Source organism: Anaerosolibacter carboniphilus (assembly GCF_014205875.1).
In the GTDB taxonomy this organism is placed as follows: Bacteria; Bacillota; Clostridia; order Peptostreptococcales; family Thermotaleaceae; genus Anaerosolibacter; species Anaerosolibacter carboniphilus.
Map to the genome: position 1 here is coordinate 277,864 of NZ_JACHEN010000001.1, position 12,605 is coordinate 290,468.

A 12,605-nucleotide genomic window follows, 5' to 3' on the forward strand; every position below is an offset into this window, starting at 1 on the left:
ATGAAAAATAATGTGGTGAAACAGTCTTTAAAATTTGTCTTGGTGATGACGATCATAACAGGCTTCATATACCCCCTTGCCTGTACTGCGATAGCACAAATAATTTTTCCAAATAAAGCGAACGGAAGCATTATCTATAAAAATGATAAACCTGTAGCATCAGAATTGATTGGGCAAGAATTTACATCTGATAGATATTTTTGGTCAAGACCTTCAACTACATCACCCACTCCCTATAACGGAGGTTCTTCTTCTGGGTCAAATAAAACCCCGGCAGGAAAGGAACTAGAAGATATGGTGCAACAAAGAATCAAGCTGATTAGAGAGCTGGACCCGGATAACAATCAAAAAATACCTGTTGATTTCATTACTGCATCTGGAAGTGGGCTGGATCCTCATATTTCACCAGCAGCTGCCCTTTATCAAGTAGATAGGATTTCCAAAGTTAGAAATATTGACAAAGATACACTAATTCGTTTGATTGATAAAAATACAGAAAAAAGACAATTAGGTATTTTAGGTGAGCCAAGGGTCAATGTTGTCAAACTGAATATAGACATTGATAATCTGTAATAGTTTTATTACAGCATGGAGGGGGATCATATGAACCATGTTATAATAGGAGGAGATAGTAAGGCCTGCAGGGACTTTATCCATATCGTTGCAGGCGCTATCGATCATCTCACAGTAATTTTTCCTGAAACTCAATATGCTCAAAGTTTGCCAGCAGATTTCCGAGGAAACTTGGTCATAGGAGATTTAAAGGAGGAAAGTACCTTAGAAAAAGCAAATATATCAAGTGCAGATACAGTTTTCATATGGACAATGGATGAAGATATCAATGCTTTACTGGCAGTAACGGCGAAACGGGTGTATAATGTTAAAAATGTGGTCGTATATACTTGTGAGACTAACAATAGCAAACTCTATGAAAAATTTGAAATAGATACAGTTACTATTCATAAATTTTTATAGGCGTTTCATAAAATGCCCAAGTTCATTAAAAGTAGGGTGATGAATAATGGATAGAAGTGGTATGAAAAATATCAACTTGGAAACGAGGCCGGATCCAGAGCAATTGCTAGCGAAAATAAAGTCCGAAAACGACCTTAAGTCTAAAGGTATGTTGAAAATTTTTTTTGGCTATGCTGCCGGCGTTGGAAAAACCTATGCAATGCTGGATGCTGCCCATGTAATCAAGAAATCTGGTATAGATGTAGTTGTCGGTTATATAGAGCCCCATACTCGTCCAGAAACTTTAGCTCTCCTGGATGGATTAGAAGTATTAGAAACAAAGGATATATTTTATAGGGGTATTTATATTAAGGAATTTGATTTGGAGGCAGCACTAAAGAGAAGACCAGAGGCTATGCTAGTTGATGAGCTGGCCCATACCAATGCGCCAGGTTCTAAATATAAAAAAAGATGGCAGGACATATATGAATTATTGGATGCGGGTATAGATGTCTACACAACTGTCAATGTCCAACATATTGAGAGTTTAAATGATATCGTTGCAAGTATAACAAATGTGTTTGTAAAAGAAACAATACCAGATAAGGTTTTCGATGAAGCCGGGCAAGTTGAGATAATAGATATTGAGCCAGAAGATCTTCTAAAGCGATTCGAAGCGGGAAAAGTCTATAGAAAAGATCAAGCAAAGAGGGCACAAAACAACTTTTTTCAGAAGGAAAATTTAGTTGCTTTAAGAGAAATTGCATTGCGAAGAACGGCTGATCGTGTCAATAAAGAAGTTGAAATTGCCCGATTATCTAAAAAAAATGTAAAAATATTACCCACGAAAGAGTTATTGTTAGGGTGTATCAGTCCATCGCCTGCTTCTGCAAAAGTGGTTCGGACGGCTGCTCGGATGGCAGATTCCTTACAAGCAAAATGGATTGCCGCCTATGTTCAAACATCAGAAGATAAATACATGGATAAAAAGATTCAAGAACAACTGCAAAAGAATATGGCCCTTGCAGAACAATTAGGGGCAGAAGTCGTAAAATTACATGGTGATGACATTGTGGAACAATTGGTAAACTATGGGAATCTAAGAAATGTAACGAAAATCGTAATTGGACGAAACCAAAAACCGAAAAATGCTTTATTCAATATTTTTAAAAAAGATATTGTAAATAGACTTCTGGATCTCACCTTATATATCGATGTTCATGTTATTCCAGGTACGCCACAGGATTATCAGAATAGAAAAAGAACCACAAATAAAAATGCTGATCTACTTTTAAAATTTACATTTTCCAAAATTGATTTTTTGAAAATTATAGGTGTGCTATGTTTGGCTACAGCTTTAGCCTATGCTTTTTATGCCGTAGGATTCGCTGAAGCAAATATTATCATGGCGTATATCGTTGGTGTGCTTGTTATGACGCTTATAACAAAGGGGTATTTAATGGGCATGATCGGATCTGTTTTAAGCGTATTGGCATTTAATTATTTTTTTACTGAACCTATATTTACTTTTTCAGCATATGATGCTGGTTATCTGGTTACTTTTCCCATTATGCTTTCGGTAGCTTTATTTACCAGCACTTTAACTTCAAGAATCCAACATCAAATGGTAACGTCCTTAAAAAGAGAAGAATATACGCAAATGCTTTATGACATCACGCGCAGCTTTTTAAATGTATCCAGCAGAAAATCCATTGTAGTCAAGGGAATTGAGTATCTTACCAGCATTTTAAAGAGAGATATCATCGTATATTTAAGTGATGAAGACGACAACTTAATGGAACCGATTCTGAATACACAGGGTAAAAGGACCCAGGATTTATTGGATAAAAATGAAGAAGCGGTGGTGAATTGGGTTTTTAAAAATGGGAAAAATGCGGGTGTTGGAACTGATACTTTGCCAGGCTCCGTTGCTTATTATGTACCAATAAAAACCCATCAAAATATAATGGGGGTAATAGGTGTTAAATGTTGTGATGAGATGCTTGATATTGATCAACGTCATTTTTTAGAATCAGTAACAGCTCAAATGGCAATTGCTTTGGAAAGAGAGAGACTTACTGAACAGCAGGAAGAAACAAAAATAGAAATTGAAAGAGAGAAATTAAGGAGCAATTTATTAAGAGCTATATCCCACGATCTGCGCAGTCCTTTAGCTGGTATTGCAGGGGCAACGACAACGATAATAGAAAATAAGGAAACATTGGATCAGGAAACAATGAATGAGCTGCTGAATGGAATATATGAAGATTCAGAGTGGTTAACGAGATTGGTTGAGAACCTCCTTAGTATGACAAGGATTGATGAAGGAAAATTGCAATTGAGAAAAACTCCTGAAATGGTTGAAGAAATCATATCTGAAGCGATTCAGCATGTAAAAAAACGTGCAAAAGAGCATGTGATTAAAGTAAAAATACCTGAAGACATATTTATCGTGCCAATGGATGGAAAGCTGATTGAGCAGGTCTTAATTAATTTAATTGACAATGCCATAAAATATACGCCAAAGGGTACAACGATAGAAATTAAAGCTTTTACAGCAGAAGAATCAGCTTATATGGAAGTATCTGACAATGGCGAGGGGCTACCGCAGGATTCAATTAAACACATATTTGATAGATTCTATACATTAGAGAATGGATCAAAGGATTCCAGAAGGGGTATAGGCCTAGGACTGGCCATATGTAAATCTATCGTTGAAGCCCATGGTGGAGAGATTGAAGCCCAGAACAAAAAAGAAGGGGGTGCACTCTTTAGATTTTCACTACCTTTGAATTAAGTTGTTCTGTTTTGAGAGGGAGAATTTTATGGATATTAAACCTTTGATATTGGTCATTGAAGATGATAAAGCTATTCGAAATTTTATTTTAGCTACGCTGAAAACACAAGGTTATAAATATATAGAAACAGAAAATGGTGAGAAAGGGCTTGCGATGATTATGTCCTATAATCCAGATATCATTATTCTTGATCTTGGATTACCGGATATGGATGGATTAGAAATTATTTCAAAAGTGAGATTGTGGTCCAATACACCGATTATTGTAGTATCTGCCAGAGGACAAGAGAGAGAGAAAGTGGAAGCATTGGATTCAGGTGCAGATGACTATATTACAAAACCTTTTGGAATATCCGAGCTATTAGCTAGATTAAGAGTATCTTTGAGGCATATTTATAGACCTGAAAGTGAACCAAAAGCTTGTATGAGTGAGTTCATACTCGGAGATCTGAAGATTAACTTTGAAAAAAGAATTGTAAGTTTAAACAATGAAGAAATTCATTTAACTCCAATTGAATATAAACTTTTAACACTTTTATCCCGACATGCCGGAAAAGTATTAACCCATAACTTTATACTCAAAGAGGTATGGGGTTCTATGATTGGAAATGAAACCCAGTCCCTAAGAGTATTCATGGCAAGTCTGCGAAGAAAGATTGAAAAAGAACCGGCCCAACCCAGATATATTCTAACCGAAGTTGGCGTTGGATATAGAATGGCGGATGAGTAGTATCGTCATGCAAAAGATTGAATGGGGAGAGGCCTATATGAAATGTATTGAGGATAAATGATTAAAAGATATAGAGAACCTGATGATGAATAAAGATGGTTTGATGATGCTCGTGCTGATACGGCGTCATGCTAAAAAATAACTTTGTTGAAACCGCATTTGATGCGGTTTTTTTTGTTAACTTAAGAAAAAAGGTATTACTTTGTATAAAATTGATTAAAATATATTGACCTATTGGTTAGTATGTGTTATATTTTTACTAACCAATAGGTCAGCAAATTGAGAGGAGGTGGTGGATTTGCCACTTCAACTTTATGAAAAAGAACAAATATTGGATGTTTGTCTATCTGTGTTTGCCCGCCATGGATATGTAAGTACTTCCACGGCAATGCTGGCAGAGGCTGCTGGCATATCCAAGGCACTGATCTTCCATCATTTCAAGAGTAAGAAAGAACTTTATCTCTGTGTACTGGATCGATGCTTTGAAAAAGGAGGAATTGAAATGGGTTTTGATAATTTGTTAGAATATCAGGACTTTTTTGAGGCAAAAGAAAAATTCAGTATTATTAAGTTCGATTATTACAGAAAAAATCCAGATGTGCACAAGTTTGTGAGAGAAGCTTTTTTTTCTACACCGGATGATTTGAAGGCGGAGATTGAAGAAAAATATGGAGCACTGATTGCCCATAAGGATAAGCAGTTAGAGCAATTGTTTGAAAAAGTTTCCCTTAGAGAGGGTGTGGACCGCAGCCAGGCATTTAAACTGGTTATGCTGACATTGAATCATTTCGATGACAGGTATATATCAGAATTAGCTGATAATAACGATTTGGATGAAACGTATCTCCAAAGCTTTCTTGATGAGCGGAACAGTTTTCTGAATATGATTCGATATGGAATAGAAAAGTAAAGGAGGGGAACGGATATGGCAAATATGGTCAAAGATTTTAGTCAGTTGACACCTGAGCTTCTGTCCTCTGCAGGTGGAAAGGGCGGCATGTTAGCCAGAATGTATCAAAATGGGTATCCTGTACCGGAAGGCTTTGTTGTTTTACCATCTGCTTTTCAGGGGGAGAAGCTAAATAATGAGGCCTGGAACGAGATACTGGTCCATTTGAATACAATAAGAAAAAACAATGAAAACGCACTGTTTGCAGTAAGGTCTTCTGCTTTAAGCGAAGATTCAGCCCAAGCTTCCTTTGCAGGAGAATTTGAAACGGTTCTCAATGTAGGAACGGACAAAGAGATACAGGATGCTATCTATGCGGTTTTTAGATCAAGACAGTCGGAGAGAGTCAAAGTATACAGCGCTGTTCAAGGTATCGATCAATCTCATCAAATTGCTGTAGTTGTCCAGTTGATGGTGCCTTCTGAAATTTCAGGGGTATTGTTTACGGCTGATCCGATCACAGGCAGCTATGCAAGCATGATAGGCAATTATGTCCATGGATTGGGAGAACAGCTTGTTTCTGGAGAAGCCAATGCATATGACTTTAAATTAAATAGACCGAAGGGAAAATATGATGGTCCTGATGCGTTTAAAAAATATGCACATAAACTGTATCAATATGCAGCAAAGCTTGAGAAGGAGCTGGGAAGTCCTCAGGACATCGAATGGGCTGTGGCAAGGGGAAAATTGTATCTTTTACAGGCAAGACCGATCACCACATTGATATCAGGAAATTTGGATACCTATGAAATAAACGAAAGCTTAGTTAGTGATACCATCTGGGTAAATACGAACGTGGGAGAGGCAATCCCCGATGTGGTTACACCCCTTACCTGGAGTATCGTAAGGGACCTGGATATTGAATCTAGTACTATACCAGGGTATTATTTATGGTCCGGTAATATTTGTGGAAGAATATATTCAAATATCGGCCAAAGATTATCTGCCATTATCGCAATGTATGGAAATGCTAAAATAGGTTTAAAAATTCTCAGTGAAATATTTGGTCAGATGCCAGAGGGGTTGACGATTCCAGTCTATCCACTTTCAAGAATGGATGTATTAAAAGCGATAGTACCGAGAGCCAAATATTACTTTAAGAAGTATCGAGAAATTTCAAAAATCATGCCGCAGCATATTCAAAAGACACCGGATTGGTGCAGAAGGATGAGGGAAGCAATTAAAAAAATAAATACCAAGGAAGAACTGCTGACCTTATGGAAGAATGAGCTTGAGCCCTATAATACCAAGGCATGGTGGGGGCTGTTAGCTGGTGGCACCAATGCTGTTGTTGCTTTAACATTGAGTAAGAAGCTTACAAAGCTGGTGGGAACAGAAAATGCGAATACTCTTTTATCCAATCTAAGGGGAGATTCAGAGCTGGCAAGTCTTGGACCGGTCGTAGGCATCTCTAAGGTTCTCAAAGGAGAAATGAGCCGTGAAGAGTACCTTAAGCAGAATGGTCATCGGGGTCCCCATGAGTTTGAGTTATCCATACCGGATCCTTCGGAGGATGATACTTGGTTGGAAAGACAGATTAAGGAATTTAAAGAATCGGATACCGATGTAGAAGAACTTCTGCAGAAGCAGCATACCCAATATGAGGCTGCTTGGAAGAGATTTCAGGAGCGTTTCCCAAATAAAGTAAAATGGTTTGAAAAGAAAATAGCGAAAGCCTCAGAAGGCGCTCGTGTTAGAGAAGCAGCCCGTTCAGAGTTCGTAAGGGTATTTAGGGTTATCCGGGCCTTTGCACGGAAGACGGGAGAGCTTACGGGCATAGGAGAGGATGTGTTCTTCCTCTATATAGATGAAGTGGAGGGACTGCTTTCTGGAAGAGACGCAGCAGTAAAGCATATTCCTGCTAGAAAAGAGAACTATGAAAAATACAAGGCGCTCCCTCCGTTTCCAGCTGTTATCCGGGGACGATTCAATCCTTTTGAATGGGTAAAAGATCCCAATAGAAGAATGGACTACTATGATTCTAGGATGCCGATTGCGATGGCATCTGATTCTGAAATACTAAAGGGCTTTGCCGGGGCAGCGGGCAGGGTAGAAGGAATGGTACGTATTTTAACAAATCCAGAAGATGGGGAAAAGCTTCAACCTGGAGAAATTTTGGTTGCCACAACTACTAATGTAGGATGGACACCTCTTTTCCCAAGAGCTGGAGCAGTTATCACTGACGTAGGAGCACCGCTGTCCCATGCGGCGATCGTGGCTAGAGAGCTTGGTATTCCAGCTGTTGTGGGATGCGGCAATGCCACCATAAGACTTAAGACAGGAGACCGGGTTTTGGTTGATGGTGGCCAAGGAATCGTGCATATCCTGGAATGATGCTGATGAGAGATTGTTATGTGACATGATTGTGCTGTATGAATGCATATATGAAAAAAGAAGAAGGATAAGTTCGTTTGAACTGAAGCCTTCTTCTTTTTGTTTTTATAGAGAAAAAAGGTTTTGACGATGCAACAACCAATATCTTTGCTTTTAAAAATCTTTCGCTTGTTTCAAAAAATTCATTATTATAGTTGAAATATTTTTCAAAAATTTTGATATTTCTAACAATATAAGTTACAATGAAATTAGTATATTTTGAGACAAATGTTATCGGTGAAACAAATGAATTATTGGGGGGAAAAAGGTGAAAGAGCGATATAAAATAGCCATTCTGCTTTTTATATTTATATTTCTTTTCACTGTTGCATTAGAATATCATCGGGAAATAAGCAGTATATATAATAATTTTATTAGCGTCTTTCATCATTCCAATACGGAGAAAAGACTCATCGTAGGTCGTGCCAGTGATTCTATAAGCCTGGATCCCGGGAATACGACAGATATGGATTCTGTCAAAGTAACGGTTAATATATTTGAAACCCTTGTTAAGTATGAAAAGGAAGGAAAAGAAATCGTACCAGGGCTCGCTACAAGCTGGCAGTCCAGTGAGGACGGGCTGACCTGGGTATTTCGCCTGCGTCAAGGTGTCAGATTTCAGGACGGAACGGTTTTTGATGCCCACGCAGTGGTGTTTAACTTTCAGCGATGGATGGATAACAACAATCCATATCACGATGGATCATTCAATTATTGGAATTATGTATTTGGTGGTTTTCCAGGATTCGCTAAAAGCGTAAACGCCTTGTCTGATTATAGTGTTGAAATAAGGCTCAATAAACCCTATGCTCCATTTCTAAATACCTTGGCAATGCCTGTATTTGGGATTGGAAGCCCTGAAGCCATCAGAAAATATGGCAATGAAGTATACAAACATCCTGTAGGAACAGGACCATTCAGCTTTAAAAGCTGGGAACCCAATAAAAGCATTTTCCTAATACGTAATGATATATACTGGGGCACACCTGCAAAAGTTGATGAAGTAGAATTCAAAGTGATCCCTTCAAATGAAGATAGATTTGAGCAATTAAAGGAGGGGACAATACATATTGCTGATAATTTAGGACCGGATGATGTTGTTGCGATAGAAGATGATCAGAATCTACAGTTATTATTGAGGCCAGGCTTTAATGTAGGATATATAGCAATAAATAATGGAAAATCACCTTTTGACAATAAGGATGTCAGAACGGCGATCAGTCTTGCAATCAACAAAGAAGAAATGATCAAAGAAGTTTTTGCAAATCTTGCAAAGCCCGCAAAAACCCTGATTCCTCCTCTTCTTTGGGGATATAACGAAAGCATAGAACCGAGTGAGTATAATCCTGAAAAATCTATGCAGCTTTTAGCAAAAGTTGGATATCCTCGAGGTTTCAAAATTACTTTATGGGTTATGAACTCTCCTAGAAATTACTTTCCTAAACCTTTTCAGACAGCTGAGTATATTAAAGAAAGCCTAAGAAAAGTAAATATTGAAGTCATAATTCAGACTTTTGACTGGGATGAATACTTGAACAGAATACAGAGGGGAGAACATGAGATGGCCTTGATTGGTTGGACGGGAGATAATATAGATCCAGATAATTTTCTAAATACACTGCTATCTTCTGAGAATGCAAAAACAGGGTATGCAGGCAATTATTCCTTTTATAAGAATGATGAAGTAGATTTATTGCTTACGCAAGCTCGACAAGCTACGGATATGGTTTTCAGAAAACACCTCTATAGAAGGCTGCTGCAAATTGTTAATTCAGACATGCCCTCAGTGCCACTAGTACATACAATGCCGGTATTAGCTGCACGTCTGTCGGTTAAGGGTTACTCACCTTACATCACAGGGGTGGAATCTTTGGAAAATGTTGATCTTGAATAATGTGTGTAAGAGGAAATGAAATATGAAAATAAGATATTTTATGACAATACCGCTGATTGCTCTGGTGATGACATTTATACTAGATGCTGCAATCATTGATAAGAAGAGAGAAATGAATATTTTATTACTTCCCAGCCTTCCAAAACCTATAGCCAAGGAATATGTATTGATAACCTCTGCTGGACAAGGTACAGATGCGTATATAATCACCGATATAGCAAATAAATTAATGATTCATAACTATTTTATGCCCCAAGCGAAAGAAGAAGATTTGGAGGGTGCCCAAACCCTCGTATTTGTCGTTGGATACAGCGCCATCGGTGAAAAGCTTCACGGTATAAGTCATGATGATGAAAAACAGCGCATTATCGGACTTCTTAAAAAGGCAGAAAAGAAAAATATGGTTGTGATAACCATATACATTGGTGGAAAGCAACGGCATGAAAAAAGGACGGAGGACTTGTTAAGTCTTATTATCCCTAAGACGGATTACCTAATAGGAACGAAGGAAGCAAACAAAGACAATTTTTTATCGGAATTGACCAAAAATAGTAGAATCCCTATAACACTGGTAAATGAAATCAATGATTTATCTGAACCCTTTTCATCTGCATTTCGTTAGGGTCATTGTCTTATGAAAGGTTGGTATATTATGGAGAGGTCTTTCTATGGGAGAAAATGAGATGAGACGCAATAAGATATTTATGGTGGGAGGGATTTTATTAATAGGCCTTGGCTCTCTGTTTCCACTTATTACTGAAGCAGCCTGGTTCAATATCATCTTTAAGATTAGAAAAGCCATCAATGCTGGCGATAGCGGTCACTTAATACTTGCTGCAGCTTCCATGAGTTTTTTGTATGCAATGCAAAGTACCTTCTTATTTCTAGGAACAATACTCATCATACATTATTCGGAACTAGAACGAATCTTTAGTAGATTTACAACATCCATTATTTTTTTCCTTATTATTTTCCTTCATATTATGAATTTTACGATTTCTGGTTTGTCGTGGGAGCCAGTATCAACAATATTGGCATTAATCATTGCTCTCTTTATTTTTGAAAAGCTATTTTGGAAAACAAACAGCCTTCTCCATGTTTCTATCGTATTGATCCAAGTGTTTTTTGCATTTTACTGGTTGAATATAATGCCTGTATTTTCACCGTATCGGATTGGTCAAAGCGATATTTCTTTTAGTATTAAAATAGCTGCCTTATACTTACAAGCCTCATCCGTTTTGAATTTTACAGGTTTTGCGTTTTTTTTCCCTTTCATGTTTTCAGCTTTTACAACGACGATATTGTTTATCAGCTATTCACAAAACATGAATATGATGAAAGAAAATTATGAGAAAGAAAGAGAAATACAGGATATGAAGGCAAAAGTTTTGGAAAACAGGATATATAAGGAAGTTAAATCCTTGGTCCATGATTTAAAAACACCCCTGGTTACGATACGTGGTTTGAATTCCTTGCTTGCTTTATCGAAGGATACAGGAAAACTCGAAGAATATAGCGGACGAATAGATAATTCTGTAGATAAAATGAGTGAGATGATTTCAAATTTTCTTTACGAGACATCCCGACAAAAGCTGCAGGCAACAGAGCTAATAAACTATATAAGGGCACAACTGCCATTGGAAGATGAGTCGATTAAAATCGAAATAAAGATAGCAGATAAACTTCCAGATATACGTGTCAACAAGATTATTGTAGCAAGAGCAGTTATAAATGTACTGGAAAATGCGATGATTGTGCCTTGTAAACATGCATATAAGAACATTATTTTTGAGGCAAAACCTGCTTGCAACGGACTGTATATAATGATTCAAGATAATGGCATCGGTATTAAGCGTTCGGAACTTCCACGTATCTGGGACGTCGGTTATTCTACAAATAACACATCAGGATTAGGGCTTCCATTTGCAAAACAGATTATTGAAGAAAATGAAGGTGCCATAGATATCGTAAGCGAGCCAGATTGCGGAACCGTTGTGTCCATATTCCTACCTTCCGTTGATAGCTTTTCTAGCAGCAGCTGTTAGTATTGCTGTATTCTGAAGTCAGAGGTGATAGAAATGAATAAAACAAAGCCCACAAAGAAAATCGTCATTATCGATGATGAGCCGGATATTCAATATACGATAAAGGAAATCTGCCTGTATGGAGGATGGAGTCCTATCATAGCACAAAGTGGCATACAGGGATATGAATTGTGCAAAGTCCATAGCCCAAACCTGGTGATCATTGACTATCACATGCCCGACTGGGATGGTTTGACTACGGTGAAAAAAATCCGCCAATTTGACGTCGTAGCATCTATCCTAGTACTTACTGTTGATGAAAGACAAGAGATTGCAGAAAAATTCATTGCAGCAGGTGCTACTGATTTTGCAATAAAACCTATCAAATCACCGGATCTTATATCCAGAATAAAAATAAATCTGAAAATTAATGAGGTTCAACAAAAGTATGTAAAAGAAAAACAGCAAGTCTTTATTGAAAAAGGCATAAGCCCTGCCACGTTGAGCATTATTTGTGACTACCTCAACGAGCAGCGGGAAGGACTTACCATAGATGAAATTACAAGTGGACTGGGTCTGGCATATCAGACCGTACACAGATATATACAATATCTGATCGAAGAAAGCAGAATAGAAATCCTTCCCATATATGGGCAGTTGGGTAGGCCGAAAAATAAATATAAATATTCGAGGCTATAAAAACTTTGAGTTTTAGTGATCATACTTACTAACAATATCATAACTACTAGATTCTTTTAAATTAAGAGCTCGTCAAGGTCGGATTTTCCGTATATTTTAGCCTTGACGAGCTTTCGATTTTTAATATGTTCCAAAACTAGGATATGAAAACTTGCCTGCATAATGATAATAGCCTCAAAAATTGC

10 protein-coding genes are annotated in these 12,605 nt (G+C 37.6%); all 10 read left to right on the forward strand.

The genetic code is table 11. The features are described from left to right. The 10 genes from kdpC (at position 1) to HNQ80_RS01305 (ending at position 12,420) form a co-directional block, all read left to right on the forward strand. Positions 1-573 (forward strand): potassium-transporting ATPase subunit KdpC, encoded by a 573-nt coding sequence (gene kdpC / locus HNQ80_RS01260; RefSeq protein ID WP_184307337.1) that lies wholly within the window; start codon positions 1-3, stop codon positions 571-573. Positions 574-603: 30 nt separating this feature from the next. Beyond that, positions 604-975: an NAD-binding protein gene (locus HNQ80_RS01265; protein WP_184307339.1), complete on the forward strand. Its 372-nt coding sequence runs from the start codon at positions 604-606 to the stop codon at positions 973-975. A gap of 46 nt (positions 976-1,021) precedes the next feature. Continuing rightward, on the forward strand, positions 1,022-3,751 hold the full coding sequence (locus tag HNQ80_RS01270; protein ID WP_243182873.1) for a sensor histidine kinase: 2,730 nt from the start codon (positions 1,022-1,024) through the stop codon (positions 3,749-3,751). Between the two features lie 28 nt (positions 3,752-3,779). Further along, the gene (locus tag HNQ80_RS01275; RefSeq protein ID WP_184307341.1) at positions 3,780-4,481 is read left to right on the forward strand and encodes a response regulator; all 702 of its coding nucleotides are present in this window, start codon (positions 3,780-3,782) and stop codon (positions 4,479-4,481) included. 298 nt (positions 4,482-4,779) lie between these two features. Then, the gene (locus HNQ80_RS01280) at positions 4,780-5,391 is read left to right on the forward strand and encodes a TetR/AcrR family transcriptional regulator (RefSeq protein ID WP_184307343.1); all 612 of its coding nucleotides are present in this window, start codon (positions 4,780-4,782) and stop codon (positions 5,389-5,391) included. A 15-nt stretch (positions 5,392-5,406) separates the two neighbouring features. Next, on the forward strand, positions 5,407-7,764 hold the full coding sequence (locus HNQ80_RS01285; RefSeq protein WP_184307345.1) for a PEP/pyruvate-binding domain-containing protein: 2,358 nt from the start codon (positions 5,407-5,409) through the stop codon (positions 7,762-7,764). Between the two features lie 307 nt (positions 7,765-8,071). Further along, complete coding sequence (locus HNQ80_RS01290) at positions 8,072-9,697, forward strand: ABC transporter substrate-binding protein (protein ID WP_184307347.1); 1,626 nt, start codon at positions 8,072-8,074, stop codon at positions 9,695-9,697. Between the two features lie 22 nt (positions 9,698-9,719). Beyond that, positions 9,720-10,319, forward strand: coding sequence for a DUF6305 family protein (locus HNQ80_RS01295; protein ID WP_184307349.1), 600 nt, complete (start codon positions 9,720-9,722; stop codon positions 10,317-10,319). Positions 10,320-10,380: 61 nt separating this feature from the next. Next, complete coding sequence (locus tag HNQ80_RS01300) at positions 10,381-11,742, forward strand: sensor histidine kinase (RefSeq protein ID WP_184307351.1); 1,362 nt, start codon at positions 10,381-10,383, stop codon at positions 11,740-11,742. Between the two features lie 33 nt (positions 11,743-11,775). Continuing rightward, positions 11,776-12,420, forward strand: coding sequence for a response regulator (locus HNQ80_RS01305; protein WP_184307353.1), 645 nt, complete (start codon positions 11,776-11,778; stop codon positions 12,418-12,420). Positions 12,421-12,605: the final 185 nt, after the last annotated feature.